Raw genomic sequence first — 14,168 nt, forward strand, 5'->3', positions numbered from 1 at the left:
CCACAATTGGGAAGCACGCGAAAGGGAAGTGCAAGCGAATGAACCGACGTCCCTTTCGCGCCTCCAATGCAATCAATCGCTCATTATTATCGTGGTTCCGCCGCCTCCCTGATTCCCGAACCTGGAATTGACGATGTTATTGAAGATCGACCCGAATGAATAGCTCATGCCGAATGAGCCCCAATAGGAGTAGTTCTTGGCAAGCTCTCTTCGCTGTTGGTAGACTTCCTCGGGCGTAAGGGAACTTTTCGGGAGTGAGAGTTGGTCGTGCACGGCGCTGTAACCGCCGTAAATGTTGAACGATAACCCCTCGAAGACGCGGATCGACATGTTCCCCGAGATGCTGAAATTGTTCTTGCTCAGATCGTGCAGATACTGCGAGCCGGAGAGCGTGACCGATGTTGATCCCCAAGCCTGCTGAAGCGAGAGTGACGCAGAAAGTGAATGATCGAAGTGAGTTTCTGATTTCTTGAAGTAGATGGTCGTGTCGATGTAGCGCCGCGTGGCAAGGCCTATTTGATAGCCGATCCGGAGCTGCCGGCGTGTCGATTCTGAATAGGGAAAAACATTGTACTCGATGCCGGGCTGTACATGCGCGGCAATGTCGATATTACTGTAGGTTGCAGTATTGAGGTATGTGAACAATCCTACTGACCAGTGGCTCGTGAGGCTTTTAACAATAAACCCGTTGAACGACTGACTCCTGCTGATGGATCTGCTCACGACCGTGGTGGTATCGTCTATCTGGAACTCGTATTTGTTTTCGTTGTAGCTCAAGTTCGTCGCGAAACGGAACTTCCAGTCCTCGGTCACCCTGCTGGCAGTGAAACCGCCCCAGACCTGGCTCGATTTGTACTGAGATTCGCCGTTGAACCAACTGTTGAAATTCGTCGTGAAGACCCAGTAGTCCCACTTATCCGCGACCTTGGCTCCTGCCGTGGGTTTGTTATAGGAGACTGTGAAATATTCGGAGAGCGGGGTGTGAATCACATAGCGAACTAGTCCCGTCTTAAGGACCTTGACGAGCCCTTTCCTGGTCATGTCCTGCGTATCGGTCTTGTTGGCGATGTACTTCAAAGTATCGTCCACACCATCGAAGCTCTGCCCTCCGAGGAGTGTGAGTGTGTACTCTGTCCCCCCTCCACCTGTGTTCATCTGCATGATCATCACGTGCACGTCAGCCTGTTTCCTGTCCCTGACGTAATTGACGAATGGGATTTCTGTCCGGATGTAGTCCTGATCGCACATGCTGCAGTCGATGAACACTTTCGGCGCAAGCTTCTGGAGATTGTCTGTGCTATCAGCTGCGGCCTGGGTCTGGGCCTTCAAATCGGGTGCGAGGGCGAGGAAGAGGAGGCAGGCAACAAAGAGAACGAGTCGATAGGACATGGTTACTCCTTGAACTGGTTTCGTTGAGAGCGACGAAGAGTGTGAAAGCACCGTATTTCGATCTGGATTCTGTTGCGCCAGGACCACGGGATGCTGCAGCGGCTCGGGAAATCACCTACCATTAGACGACACATGCCGTGGAAAGTTGCCCTCCGGCCCCCGGATTGATCGGAGTCACGGTTCTTGCGGCTTCGTGCAGGTATTGGTATATTTTCTCGCTTCTGGTTTTGCCAGAACTTTCGCTCCCTGCTTCGTGTTGGTTGCTGAAACAATAGAAAGGTCTTTTGATGGCGCGCAGGTTTCTCCCGTTCTTGGTCCTTCCCTTAGTCTTTGCATCAGCCTTCTCACAACCCCAATCCCCGCGATCCGTCAACGCCGCCGAGCTCAGACTTGCATTGAAGAAGCTCACAGTGCTTGGCTCGGTTCTGTATGTGGCGGCGCACCCGGATGACGACAATACTGCGTTTCTCGGATACATGGCAAAAGGTCGATTGATGCGCTCCGCGTATCTCTCGATGACCCGGGGCGAGGGGGGGCAGAACCTCATCGGCCCCGAACAGGGTGAACTGCTCGGCGTGATCCGCACTCAGGAGCTCCTCGCTTCGCGTCGCATCGACGGAGCAGAGCAATATTTCACACGCGCGATCGATTTCGGATTTTCAAAAACGCTCGACGAGACGATGAGTTTCTGGGGGAGGGAGAAAATCCTCTCCGACGCAGTCTGGTTGATCAGATCCTATCGGCCGGATGTTGTCGTGACGCGCTTCACTCCTACTCAGGGAGGACACGGAAATCATACCGCCTCTGCAGAATTAGCGTATCAGGCGTATGCGGCGGCAGGGGATCCGGGTCGATTTCCCGACCAATTGAAGTACGTCCAGCCCTGGAAACCAAAACGTTTGGTATGGAATGTATTCCGCTTCCAGCAGACCGATCGCCCTTCCGTCCCCGAGCACTCTGTGTCCATCGATCTGGGAATGTATAGTACAGTCCTTGGTGAATCGTTCACTGAGATGGCGGGAAGAAGCAGGTCCATGAACAAGAGCCAGGGGACTGGCGGGGGACAGAACCGCGGAGAGTTCGTGAACTATTTCCAGCATATCGCAGGCGACACGGCGACGAAGGACTTGTTCGATGGCGTGAATACGGCATGGTCGCGCGTGCCCGGCGGGGCGGCAGTGGGAACGACGCTGGAGAATGTCTATCGAGCGTACGATGAGGAGAATCCGGAGAAATCCATTCCCGCTCTTCTCCGCGCATACGCTGAACTCGGAAAGCTGAAGGAAGACCCGTGGATAGCCCTCAAGAAACGCGATTTGCAGGAAGCTATCAGACTCAGCGCCGGATTGTGGGTGGACGTACTTTCTTCCGAAAACAACGCGAGCCCGGGTTCGGACATCAAACTCACAGTCTCGGCGATCAACCGGTCGTCGTATCCGTTTCGCCTCGAGCGAATCGTCGCCCCCCTGTTGAAGGCAGATTCCGCTCTCAATGTACTGCTGCGGAACAATCAGCCCCTGCAGGCAGTGTTCGGTATCAAAATTCCGTTGGATTTTCCATACTCGCAGCCGTACTGGCTCGCAGAGCCGTCAGAACTCGGATCGTACCGGGTGGCGAACCAGCAGTACATCGGTCAGCCCGAAAACGCCCCGCAGCTCGTGGTCAAGGTAAGGATCGCTTCCGATGACGGGGCGATGGAACTCGAAGTGCCGGTGCGATTCAGGATGGTGGATCCTGTGGAAGGAGAACAATACAGGCCGTTTGCAGTTATCCCGCCTGTCAGCGTGAATCTGCCCGAAAAAGTGTACGTCTTCCCCGATGGTATGGCCAAGACAGTAATGGTGAACATTCGAAATGAGGGGGGAAAAATATCCGGGTCAGTCGCTTTGGGAGTCCCGCAAGGATGGAAGGTGACGCCTGCTGGGGTCCCGTTCGAGTTTTCCCAGAAGGACGAAAACCAGTCGGTGAGTTTTTCAGTCCAGCCTGGTCCAGGTGCCGGCTCGGGCGAGTTCCAGGTTAAAGCGTCTGTCGGAGGGCGCGTTGTGGGGCAGGATGTAGTAACGATTCGCTATCCGCATATTCCTCTTCAGACGTTGTTTCCGCTGACTGCGGGCCGACTGCTCAGATTTGAATTGAAGACAATCTCGAAGCGCATCGGGTACATCATGGGCCCGGGAGATGAGATCCCGACGGCGCTCAGACAGATGGGGTATCCGGTGACGATGTTGACAGACGATGATCTGAAGAACGGTTCACTGGGCCTGTATGACGTTATTATTGCCGGTGTCCGCTCCTACAACATGCGGCCCGTCCTGAGAGCCAATCAGCGAAAGCTCATGGAGTTCGTGGAAAAGGGGGGAACGTACATCGTCCAGTACATGACACCCCGGCGGGCAGAAACCGAAAACCTGGGCCCGTATCCATTCTCGGTGACGGGCGATCGGGTGTCCGTCGAGGATGCTCCGGTGAGGTTTCTCGCTGAGCGACATCCGGTGCTTAATATGCCAAACAAGATCACGCAGGAGGATTTCAAGGGTTGGATCCAGGAGCGCGGGCTCTATTTCTCCGATAAGTGGGATTCGCACTACACGCCGGTCCTTGGAAGCAATGATCCGGGCGAGCCGTCGAGGGATGGCGGACTTCTCGTGACTCAATATGGAACAGGACACTACGTTTTCACCGGTTACGCGTTCTTCCGGCAACTTCCCGGCGGAGTTGCAGGGGCGTACAGGTTGTTCGCTAACCTGGTAGCGTTGGGAAAATAGTTCCAGGTTCAAAGTCGCAGGTTCGAAGTTCAGGTGTCGTCGAACTCGAAACTCTCAACTCGAAACTCTCAATTTGAAACTCAAAACTCAAGACTCAAAACCTTCTTTGGAACCAGCCGAACCATCTTTGCCCTGGCCCCGTCTCTACGCCTTGGTCCTTGGTGAACTCGCGTTGCTGGTTCTGCTGTTCTACCTGTTTACGCGGGTATTCGAATGAGAACGTTTGACTGGGTCGTCCTCGGCGCAACACTCTGCTCGATCGTCCTCTACGGCGTTTATAAAGGGAGGGGAAGCAACAGCCTCAGCGGGTACCTCCTCGCCGACAGGAAAATGCGATGGTATACGGTGGCACTCTCCATCATGGCAACGCAGGCGAGCGCAGTCACGTTTACGTCGACGCCGGGGCAAGCGTACGTCGACGGAATGCGGTTTGTCCAGTTCTATTTCGGCTTGCCCATCGCCATGGTTATTCTCTCGATCAGTGCGGTACCTATTTTTCACAAGCTGGGAGTTTACACCGCATATGAATATCTCGAGCACAGGTTCGACCTCAAGACCCGGACACTCACCGCCATCATCTTCCTCGTCCAGCGCGGACTCGGCGTCGGCATTACAATTTATGCTCCTTCTCTTGTCCTCTCAATCATGTTGGGGTGGGACATTCGACTGACTTCGACGTTGATTGGAGGCGTCATCATCATCTATACTACCTCCGGCGGAGTTAAGGCGGTCAACTGGACGGACTTTCAGCAGATGTTGATCATCTTCTTCGGGATGACCATGGCATTCGTCATGACCATCGTGTTGCTGCCGAAGGGAGTGGGATTCGTCGATGCGCTGCAGGTGGCAGGTGGAATGGGAAAACTCAATGCCGTTGATTTCACGTTCGATCTGAAGAACAGGTACAATTTCTGGTCGGGTTTGATCGGCGGGCTGTTTGTGGCGTTGGCCTACTTCGGAACCGACCAATCCCAGGTGCAGCGATATCTGACAGGCGCATCGGTGACGCAGAGCCGCCTTGGACTTCTGTTCAACGGGCTGGCCAAAGTTCCGATGCAGTTCTTCATCCTCCTCATAGGCGCCATGGTTTTTGTGTTCTTTCAGTTTGAACGACCGCCCCTCTTTTTCAATCCGGTCGAAGTCGAAAAAGTAAGGCACAGCGCTTATGCGGAGCGATACCAGGTGGTCGAACAACGGTACGCTGCTGCCGCAGATGAGAAATCAGCGGCCGCCAGAGAGTACATCGAATCGAAAAAAGAGGGGAATCCCGAGACCGTAGCTCAGGCCCGCGCAAAGCTCATGTCTGCTTCTGCACAGGCAGAGGGTCTGCGAGCAGAGGGTATCAAGGTATTGCAGGCGAACGATCCGGCTGTCGATCCAAACGACACAAACTACATTTTTCTGTCATTCGTGATGAAGTATCTGCCGATCGGTCTTGTCGGACTCGTGTTCGCATGCATTTTCGCCGCGTCCATGTCTTCGACATCGGGAGAACTGAGCGCGTTGGCAACCTGTTCGATCGTCGATATCTACAAGCGGCATATCAGGCAGGATAGTGAGGACAAACACTACGTGAAGGTCTCCCGGCTTTCGATGGCGCTTTGGGGGATCTACGCGATCGCTTTCGCTCAATACGCGAGCAGGCTGGGATCGCTCATCGAAGCGGTCAATATCCTTGGTTCGCTCTTCTATGGAACAATGCTTGCGATCTTTCTCATTGCGTTCTACTTGAAGTGGATCGGGGGCACTGCGACATTCTGGGCTGCATTTGCAGGTGAGATTGTGGTGCTGAGCTGCTACTTCTTTACAGCAGTTTCCTGGCTCTGGTACAACGTGATCGGGTGCGGTGTTGTGGTCGGAGTGGCAATTGTCCTGCAGTTCTTCTTCCGCAGCGCAAACGTTGAAACGGCAACCTCTCCGGGTTGACGGTCGGATCCGGCTGACAATGAAAAAGCCTCACCAATTGCCGGGTGAGGCTTTTCTTTGCTGCTGACACCAACGGGTGCTACATCTTCTTCTTCAGGTCAGTGATGAGTTTGCTGAGTGCCTGACCGCCTCGGGAGCCTTCAAACTTCGCATCCTTGGATTTCCCGAGAGCCATCGCTTCTTCCGCCAGGGCAATCGCCTCTTTGACTTTTCCGCCTGCTGCGAGGAGTTCTGCCTTCGTTCCCATGTTCGTGGGATTCTTGTCCATCGCGATCGACCGATCGGCCCAGCTCATCGCCTCAGCGTTGAACACCTTCTCCGTGAGCGCATACCGGGCCGCACTATTCAGTATTTGCCAGGTCCCGACAGAGGATCCAATTTTCCCGACTGCATTGAATTCCATCTTGAAACCGATTTTGACCTTTTCCCAAGCCAGCTCCACACGGGCGGAAGAGGGGGTCAAATCGGTGAAGGAGAATGACATCCACTCCTCGTGCGGTGCAGTTTCCGGCTTCACCGTGAATTTCAAGACGTCATATTGAGCATCGTACATCGTTCCCCAGTTCTTCACTTCGGAATTGAAGATCACTGTCCATTGGGTCTTCCCCGGGAAGGTAACCATTCTGTAGGTTCCCGCAGAAAGTTTCTTTCCTTCGATGGTGACTTCGTCGCTGAAGGTGAAAAGGGTCGGCTCGTTTGCGCCTGCGCGCCAGAGTGAGTCGAAGGGAAGAAGTCCGCCCCATATTTCACGTCCTTTGACTCCGGGGCGATGGTAGTAAATTGTCACTTCGCTCAGGCCAATGACCTGTGTGATCTTCGCTCCCTGGCTGAGCCGCGGGATGCGCAGCAGCGGCAGCTGCGGAGATTGTGGCGTTTGTGCAAAGGCATCCTGGCCCGCCACGATGACAGTGAGGATGACGATGAACAACACCGTGAGAAATCGTTTCATGGCACATCTCCTTGATGATTGGTTGATAGTGAGAATCTGGTACGTTTCTAGCTCTTCGGCAAACCCTTCTTCGCCACGCCGTCCATCACATCCACGAAGCGGTCGAGCTCCTTCAGCGTCGTATAGACGCTGGGTGTCACTCGTATGCCCTTGAACTCATCGTGGATGATAGCGGTTGTCAGTATCTTGTGCTTGTCCATGAGGTATGTGCTCAGGACGCCCGGATCGATACCGACAATTTCCACATTCGCAATGCCGCACGATTGATTCGGTTCCCACGAAGTATGGAACCTGACATTCGGGAGGTCCTTCAGCTTGGTCATCCAATAGCGCGAAAGGTAGCGGAGGCGCTCCTCTTTGCGCTTTGCGCCGATCCCGTTATGATAGAGGATCGCTTCGCCGATCGCGAGCCGGGGAGCTGCCGGATGTGTGCCGATTTCCTCGAATTTTCTGATGTCGGTCTTCTGGCTCTTGTCGGCTGCCATCAGGGGCCATAACTTCTCGATCTTGTCTCTTTTTACGTAGAGAAGGCCTGTCCCCTTCGGAGCAAACAACCACTTGTGAAGACTGGTTCCGTAGTAGTCGCATCCAATGTCCGGCTGCTTGAATTCAAAATGCGCGAACGCGTGCGCGCCATCGACGACAACTTCAATCCCTTTGGATTTCGCAAGATTGCAGATCGATTTCACCGGCATCATCTGCCCCGTGATGTTGATGACGTGTGAAATCAGGATGACCCGCGTTTTCGGGGTGATGGCCTTCTCAATTTCGGCCGTGATGTCGTCAAGGTGACTTGGTGCGATGGGCACCTTGATCATCCTGAGGACGAGGCCCTCGCGTTGCTCCCGCTGGCGGAGCGTCGTCAGCATCCGCGGATAGTCCTGGGTCGTTGTCAGGATCTCATCGCCTGATTTCAGGTTAAGTCCCATCAGGATGATCTCCAGCGATTCCGACGCGTTGCGGGTGATCGCGATTTCCTCCCGGTCGCAGCCAAAGATGTCCGCCAGCCCGGTGCGCACAGTCTCAGATTGTGGCTCGAGAATCGACCACAACGTATGTGCGGTCACATCCTCCTGTTGCCAGATGTACCGGCACAGCGCTTCTGTCACGAGACGCGGAGACGGGGAGACGCCCCCGTTATTGAGGTTGGTAATTCCCCGAGACGTCGAGAACGAGCGTTGTATCTCGAACCAGTAGTCTTCATTCATTGCGGCGTCCGCCGGGGAAAGATGCGCAACCGTCCTTGTGGCCGCGTGGACATCTTCGAGCAGCGAGGCCACCGTGGCGGAGGACAGCGCCGCGAGTCCGACACCCTTGCCGACCAGGGAGAGAAAGTTCCGGCGATTGATGTCACTTCTGAGTTGAGGATCTGGGGTGCTCATGCTGGTTCTCCTTCGTTGGATAGGACAACAATAACGTGATTGGATTTGTGCGTACGTTCGTGGCGACTCACGGCGAAGCGATCGGAAGTGCTCCGAAACGCAGGAGCGTTACCGGGGTTCTGTGCCGTCTGGAATGAACTTCAGCAAGTATTGGAAGAGAGTGAACGATTCTGATCTTGAAAAGTAGAGAAACAACGTCAGGACGATGAGCGTGGAGTTTTGAAGAACTTTCATCCAGCCTATCTTTCCGGTTGCCGGGTCCTGCGTGAAACACCCGCAGGAAATATCCAGGCCCCGCCCGAGAGCTACAACGACTGCCATCGTGAAAATGACAAGCATGGCCGTGAGAAGCAGCGAACTCCCGCGTGCCAACGCTCCGAACAGTACCGAAAACCCGCATAGGAGTTCCAGCCATGGCAGAATCGTGGCGATGAGGGGAGGCAGCCACTCCGGGAGCATCTTGTAGTTTGCGATGGACTGGGCAAAAACACCTGGATCGGCGATCTTCTCGACGCTGCTCACGATAAACAGCAGTCCGATGAACACGCGGACTACCAGTACCAAGTGTGGATTTTGGAGCAGGTTCTTCATGGTCGTTTCTCGACCGGCAACTTCGCGTCAACCCATTCGCGCCATCCGCCGAAGAATATCTTCACATTTCGGTAGCCGTCTTTCATGAGTTTCACGGAGAGTTCGATGCTTGAATTACATTCTGCTCCGTCACAGTAAGCGATAAGAATTCGGGCCTTCGGGATTTCGCTCAGGGCGGCTTTTTTCAGATCGTAGTCCTTCAACGGTACGTTGATCGCTCCTTTGATATGGCCGAGATCGTAATCAAAATTGTGCCGGGTATCGATGAACGTTGCAGCGCCGGATTCAAACAATGACCGGGCTTCGTCCCGCGAAATCATGGAAGGGGCGGGGACGTCCGCGCGCAGCGCTGGTTTCGACCGGGGGCCGCGGGCAAAAAGACCCTTCTGTGTGGCAGAGGTATAGATGAGCCCGAGCGCTCCGGCGACAAGGATCAGAATGCCAGCTTCTCGCAACGCCTGTTTGAACCGGGTCAATTCGGGGTTACTCCGATAAGTGTGACGCGCACGGGGACTTGCGTCTGCTTCTTGCTGTCTGTTTCAAGAATAAGGAGTTCGTTGAAATAATCTGTCTTCCTCGGTGTGACCTTCACAAGAAGGCGGAGAGTGTCCGCTGGGAGTACGGTCCGTTTGCCGAAAGAAACCAACACATCGGGTGATGAGGAATTGTACCCGGTGATCGTTAGAACTTTCCCCGAGACGTTTTTGAATGCGACGGTTTGCTCCACCTGTTTGTCCTTCGGAACGCTTCCGAACCAGAGCACGGAGCCATTGTTTATCGGCTGGAGCTCTTCGATGACGTCTCCCACCAGTGTGACATATGTGGTAGGCGAAGCAGGATCGTTCGTCATGATATTTACGTGCTTCTCGATCTTCCCGCGGAACCCGGTTGAGTTGAAATCAACCTCCACCGCGTCGGACTCACCCGTTTTCAAGAATGCTCTCGGTTGACGCACCGTCGTGCATCCGCAGGAGGTCGTCACGCCAAGGATCCGGAGTGTGTCCCGGCCGATGTTCTTGATCACCACGCGCGCCTTTTTCGTGGCCCCGTTATAAATGACTCCCATGTCGATACTGGTTTTGTCCACAGTGAGCTTAGGCTGCGCAACGCCGATCCCGGCGAGAACAACAAGGAGAAGACCCACTGTCCAGAAACGCATGCATCCCCCGCTGAATACTGATCTCATCGCTTTCTCTTCTTCGGTACTTGTTTCGTTTGGAGTGCTTCGGGATCTATTCTCTCGTAGCCTGAAGGAATACGAAAGAGCGATTCGGTGAGCGACTTCTTTGTCACGCTTGTGACGTCAAATCGGCCGCTTTCTTCGCCTGTTGCATCCCGGGCGATGAACCGCATGGGGAAGTATCCCATTTCCAGTATCTTCCACATCCATGCGGATACCCGTTCTAAAAGGAATGAACCCGCCGTGCCAAGTCCTTTGGTTGCCCAGATTTCAAATTCGAGCGTGTCAACAGTCACGAGGAACTGATCGCATTCATAATCCTCGATCGTATCGGTAGAATCTGTCTTTTGTACGTTGATCCGCGGCGGGGACGCTGGCTGCTTCGCTGGCATAGCTATGACAGGGAGCTCGATGTACTGTTCCCGTCCGGAGATGATGACATAACTCTTCTTCAGTGCGTAGTCGGTCAGCACGGCATTGCCGCCGGCTTGTTCGCTTCCTTCAAGTCTCAATCGCCCCCGCTTCATGAATACCGTCATCGTTTCGATGCTTTGCACGTCGCGGATTTGATAGCTGACAACTCCCTCAAATGATTTCTTCTCGAGGACCTCCTGTGCAAGTCCAAGGGCATGCGTTCCAAGGATAAGTCCCGACGTGAGAATCACAATGCGGAGGATGCGGGATGTCATACGGAAAGCCTTTCATCATTGTGTGCCTGAGTCCTGCGCCACCACGTGCCGCTCACAGCCATCTGTTTCAGCAGGGGGGCAATGCAATAGCGGTCCTCGCCGAGATCCCCGTGGAGCGCTTTGAGAACAGCATGCACATGTTCAAGTCCGATCCTGTCGGCCCACTCGATCGGTCCCAGCGGATAGCGCGCCCCGGTCTTCATCGCCGCGTCGATGTCCTGCGGTGCCGCGATTTCCTCCTGCAAAGCGAAAGCTGCCTCATTGATCATCTGGCACACGATCCGGGGAAAAACCATCCCGACCCTATCCTGTACCAGCTCGATCTCCTTCCCGATGGACCGGAAGAACCGTTGAACAACGCTTACTGTTCCGGTCGGCGTAAATGCAGTCGGCGCAATCTCTATCAGTGGCTTGAAGCTGATCGAAGGGAGCGCCGCACACCCGACTAGCCGACCCTTGTGCGTGATCCACGATGACTGCTCGGTGGCGGAAACGGTGACGGAGGAACTCGCGATAGCCGTCGTGGGAAGCAGAGTCTTGTCGAGAAGCGTGAGGTTTTTTCGCTTTTGTTCAAGGTCGAGGTTTGTGAGCTCAAGTGCAAATGAGATGTCCCGGGGGATCTGGGCCGATTTCCTGCTGAGTTCGGGATCAAAGGCCGGTGCGTTGTCCGGAACAGTATTGAAATCAAAATAAACGAAAAACCCGTTGGAAATACAGAGGGGAACAAATTCGGCGACGATCTGCCAGTCTCCAATAATATAGACGGCGGTTCGATCGGGGCCGGCGTTCTCGTGAGCTCTTGCCCGCACAGGGGCTTTCTTCTTCACTATTTTCTTTGAGCGCTTCACTTGCTCTCGCCGCCTTCGTATGCGTAGAATCCGAGACCTGTTGACTTGCCAAGAATTCCCGAGTCGACCATCTGTTTCAGCAGTGTGTGAGGTCTGTACCGCGGATTTCCTGAAGTCTGAGCGTACATCGATTCCGCCAGGGAAAGACATTGATCGAGTCCGGTTGCATCCATGGATTCGAATGGCCCGAGTCCGAATCCACCCACAGTTTTCATGATTCGGTCGATTTGTTCGCGCTCGGCTATTCGTTCACCAAGGATCCTGAGGGCTTCGCCGTACAACGGCTGCACGAGGCGATTGACGATGAACCCCGGAGAGTCCTGAACCACGACGGCCGTCTTGTTCAGCTGCCTGACAAAGTCTATTGATCGGTCGATCGATTCGGAAGATGTGCGCTGACCGCGAACAATCTCGATGAGCCCGGTGGATGCTGGAGAGTCCAGGAAATGCAGGCCAAGCACTTTTTCAGGATGACGGGTCGACGAAGCGATTGCCGTGAGGGAGAGTGACGATGTCGTCGAAGCCAGAATGGTTGTCGGCTTTGTGTCGGCTTCCAGATGCTTGAACAGATCCTTCTTGATCCGAAGGTCCTCGATGACCGCCTCCACGACGATGTCGGAGTGGTCGAGTTCGGCCAGGCGCGTACGCGGATGCAGCCGTCTGACTGCTTCCGCCAGCTGGTTTTCGGTGAGCTCGCCCTTTCCGACGCTGCTGTTCAGACGGGTCTTGATGCGCTCGAGCGCCTGGCGGAGGAGTGTGTCGTTGACGTCGTACAATGAGACTTCAATTCCGGCAAGAGCGCCGATGTGCGCTATGCCTGTCCCTATCGTACCGGCGCCGACAACTCCGAGATGTTTGACCATAGACAAAAGTTCAGCCTTCTGACTGGTGGCCCGAAAACGTACTGAATTGAGGGGTGAAAAACAACCGGATGCATGTGGTGCCCCAACCGGGGTGCCCGACTCTATACACTGCTGACGCCGTGGAGTGACGGTCACCTTGCCTTCACGGAAGAGGTCAGTAAGGATAGAACACGAAGAACAGCATTGAGAGCAGAGCGAGGACCCATAGTCCCGGCTTGATTTCGCGTCTCTTTCCACCAAGGAGCTTAAAGAGAGGATATGCCACGAACCCTGACGTCATACCGATACCGATGTTGTAAGTGAAGCTCATCATCACGATGATCGTGAAGGCCGGCAGTACTTCGGAGTAGTCATCGAACTTCAGACGTGTGACCGGGGTGATCATGAATGCCCCGACGATAATCAATGATGGTCCGTACGCGAAGGCAGGCACTGAGGCCAGAAACGGGGCAAAGAAGAGCGCTGCCAAAAACAACAGTGCCACGACGACTGCAGTGAGGCCCGATTTGCCCCCTGCGGCTATTCCGGTTGCCGATTCAATGTACGCGCCGGTTGTCGTCGTCCCAAGAAGCGATGCGACGATCGTGCTGAAAGCGTCCACCAGCATCGGCTTCTCGATTTCAGGGAGGTTGCCTTCTGCATCCAGCAGGTTCGCCCTCAATGCCAGGGCAATCAGCGTTCCGAGGGTGTCGAGAAACGCCATAACGAAGATCGTGAGGATGACAGAAAAAAGTCCCCAGGTAAGAGCGCCCGCGATGTCGAGCTTCAGAAAAATCTCTCCGATATCAGGCGGCATGCTCACCCATCGCTCGGGGAGGGGGGTGATTCCAAGGACGAATCCGGCGACGGTTATGGTAAGGATCCCGATAAGAAGGGCGCCGCCGACGCGTCGTATCACAAGAATTCCGATGAGGAGAAAACCGAGAATGGCTAACAGGACGGCAGGTTGGTGAAAATTCCCGACGTGCACGGGAGCTCCCTCGACGCCGAGACGCACAATCCCCGTTTCATTCAGTCCGATGAAGCTTAGGAACAATCCTATCCCAACCGTGAGCCCGATTTTCAGTGATTCGGGAATTGCCTCCGCCAGCCAGCTGCGTACGCGAAGAACGGTCAGGAGTGCAAACAGGACGCCACTGATGAAGATTGCCCCGAGGGCGGTCTGCCAGCTGTACCCCATGATTTTAACAACCGTGAATGCGATGAAGGCATTCTCTCCCATGTAGGGGGCGATCGCAAAAGGCCGGTTCGCGTAGAGTCCCATCAGCAGTGTGCCGAACGACGCGCTTAGGATCGTCGCCACCATGGAAGGGCCGAATGGCATCCCTGCGGCCTCCAGTATCTTCGGGTTGACGATGATGATGTATGCCATCGTTACGAACGTGGTGATCCCTGCGACGATTTCCTGTCTGACGTTTGTCCCGAGCTGTTCGAGTTTGAAGTATGAAGAGAGCGGAGTCATAGTAATGTTGGCGCTACGTTTGGCTTATGTTCATGGCGGGTCACACTTGGTCCGCTGGTTCGCTGCTCGAGATCACATGCCGGCGCATCACCGCTGAGAGGCCGCGAAAATCGTGCGGAAATAT

At 54.7% G+C, this 14,168-nt stretch carries 12 protein-coding genes; 2 read left to right on the plus strand and 10 right to left on the minus strand.

All coding sequences use genetic code 11. The features are described 5' to 3' along the window. Nucleotides 1-72 precede the first annotated feature (72 nt). Nucleotides 73-1,389: a hypothetical protein gene (locus NTU47_06655; GenBank protein ID MCX6133480.1), complete on the minus strand. Its 1,317-nt coding sequence runs from the start codon at nt 1,387-1,389 to the stop codon at nt 73-75. Nucleotides 1,390-1,676: 287 nt separating this feature from the next. On the opposite strand from NTU47_06655, the gene NTU47_06660 reads away from it, so the two are divergent. Together NTU47_06660 and NTU47_06665 are read left to right on the plus strand one after the other, a co-directional pair. Further along, on the plus strand, nt 1,677-4,154 hold the full coding sequence (locus NTU47_06660; protein MCX6133481.1) for a PIG-L family deacetylase: 2,478 nt from the start codon (nt 1,677-1,679) through the stop codon (nt 4,152-4,154). A gap of 213 nt (nt 4,155-4,367) precedes the next feature. Then, complete coding sequence (locus NTU47_06665; GenBank protein ID MCX6133482.1) at nt 4,368-6,080, plus strand: sodium:solute symporter; 1,713 nt, start codon at nt 4,368-4,370, stop codon at nt 6,078-6,080. 79 nt (nt 6,081-6,159) lie between these two features. Here the strand turns inward: NTU47_06665 and NTU47_06670 are convergent, their stop codons facing one another. The 9 genes from NTU47_06670 to NTU47_06710 all read right to left on the minus strand — a co-directional run bounded on the left by NTU47_06670 (nt 6,160) and on the right by NTU47_06710 (nt 14,044). Beyond that, nucleotides 6,160-7,029, minus strand: a complete 870-nt coding sequence (locus NTU47_06670; protein MCX6133483.1) for a DUF2911 domain-containing protein — start codon at nt 7,027-7,029, stop codon at nt 6,160-6,162. Nucleotides 7,030-7,076: 47 nt separating this feature from the next. Continuing rightward, nucleotides 7,077-8,411 (minus strand): aminotransferase class V-fold PLP-dependent enzyme, encoded by a 1,335-nt coding sequence (locus NTU47_06675; GenBank protein ID MCX6133484.1) that lies wholly within the window; start codon nt 8,409-8,411, stop codon nt 7,077-7,079. Between the two features lie 108 nt (nt 8,412-8,519). Beyond that, nucleotides 8,520-9,002: a DoxX family membrane protein gene (locus NTU47_06680; GenBank protein ID MCX6133485.1), complete on the minus strand. Its 483-nt coding sequence runs from the start codon at nt 9,000-9,002 to the stop codon at nt 8,520-8,522. Further along, nucleotides 8,999-9,478: a rhodanese-like domain-containing protein gene (locus NTU47_06685; GenBank protein ID MCX6133486.1), complete on the minus strand. Its 480-nt coding sequence runs from the start codon at nt 9,476-9,478 to the stop codon at nt 8,999-9,001. The genes NTU47_06680 and NTU47_06685 overlap by 4 nt, the downstream gene beginning before the upstream one ends. Continuing rightward, nucleotides 9,475-10,188: a DUF1573 domain-containing protein gene (locus tag NTU47_06690; GenBank protein ID MCX6133487.1), complete on the minus strand. Its 714-nt coding sequence runs from the start codon at nt 10,186-10,188 to the stop codon at nt 9,475-9,477. The genes NTU47_06685 and NTU47_06690 overlap by 4 nt, the downstream gene beginning before the upstream one ends. Continuing rightward, nucleotides 10,185-10,871 (minus strand): DUF4412 domain-containing protein, encoded by a 687-nt coding sequence (locus NTU47_06695; protein ID MCX6133488.1) that lies wholly within the window; start codon nt 10,869-10,871, stop codon nt 10,185-10,187. Before NTU47_06695 ends, NTU47_06690 begins: the two co-directional genes overlap by 4 nt. Beyond that, nucleotides 10,868-11,698 carry a 3-hydroxyacyl-CoA dehydrogenase family protein gene (locus NTU47_06700; GenBank protein MCX6133489.1) on the minus strand — a complete coding sequence of 277 codons (831 nt, stop codon included), beginning with the start codon at nt 11,696-11,698 and terminating at the stop codon, nt 10,868-10,870. The genes NTU47_06695 and NTU47_06700 overlap by 4 nt, the downstream gene beginning before the upstream one ends. A gap of 17 nt (nt 11,699-11,715) precedes the next feature. Beyond that, a complete protein-coding gene (locus NTU47_06705) occupies nt 11,716-12,582 on the minus strand; it encodes a 3-hydroxyacyl-CoA dehydrogenase NAD-binding domain-containing protein (GenBank protein MCX6133490.1) in 867 nt (288 codons plus the stop codon). A 154-nt stretch (nt 12,583-12,736) separates the two neighbouring features. Beyond that, on the minus strand, nt 12,737-14,044 hold the full coding sequence (locus NTU47_06710; GenBank protein MCX6133491.1) for an NCS2 family permease: 1,308 nt from the start codon (nt 14,042-14,044) through the stop codon (nt 12,737-12,739). Nucleotides 14,045-14,168 lie beyond the last annotated feature (124 nt).

It is taken from the genome of Ignavibacteriales bacterium (assembly GCA_026390595.1).
In the GTDB taxonomy this organism is placed as follows: Bacteria; Bacteroidota; Ignavibacteria; order UBA10030; family UBA10030; genus UBA9647.

Coding starts and splice junctions, on each gene's coding strand:
- NTU47_06710 (MCX6133491.1), bottom strand. CDS start 14,044: ATGACTCCGCTCTCTTCATACTTCAAACTCGAACAGCTCGGGACAAAC.
- NTU47_06680 (MCX6133485.1), bottom strand. CDS start 9,002: ATGAAGAACCTGCTCCAAAATCCACACTTGGTACTGGTAGTCCGCGTG.
- NTU47_06655 (MCX6133480.1), bottom strand. CDS start 1,389: ATGTCCTATCGACTCGTTCTCTTTGTTGCCTGCCTCCTCTTCCTCGCC.
- NTU47_06670 (MCX6133483.1), bottom strand. CDS start 7,029: ATGAAACGATTTCTCACGGTGTTGTTCATCGTCATCCTCACTGTCATC.
- NTU47_06675 (MCX6133484.1), bottom strand. CDS start 8,411: ATGAGCACCCCAGATCCTCAACTCAGAAGTGACATCAATCGCCGGAAC.
- NTU47_06665 (MCX6133482.1), top strand. CDS start 4,368: ATGAGAACGTTTGACTGGGTCGTCCTCGGCGCAACACTCTGCTCGATC.
- NTU47_06690 (MCX6133487.1), bottom strand. CDS start 10,188: ATGAGATCAGTATTCAGCGGGGGATGCATGCGTTTCTGGACAGTGGGT.
- NTU47_06660 (MCX6133481.1), top strand. CDS start 1,677: ATGGCGCGCAGGTTTCTCCCGTTCTTGGTCCTTCCCTTAGTCTTTGCA.
- NTU47_06695 (MCX6133488.1), bottom strand. CDS start 10,871: ATGACATCCCGCATCCTCCGCATTGTGATTCTCACGTCGGGACTTATC.
- NTU47_06705 (MCX6133490.1), bottom strand. CDS start 12,582: ATGGTCAAACATCTCGGAGTTGTCGGCGCCGGTACGATAGGGACAGGC.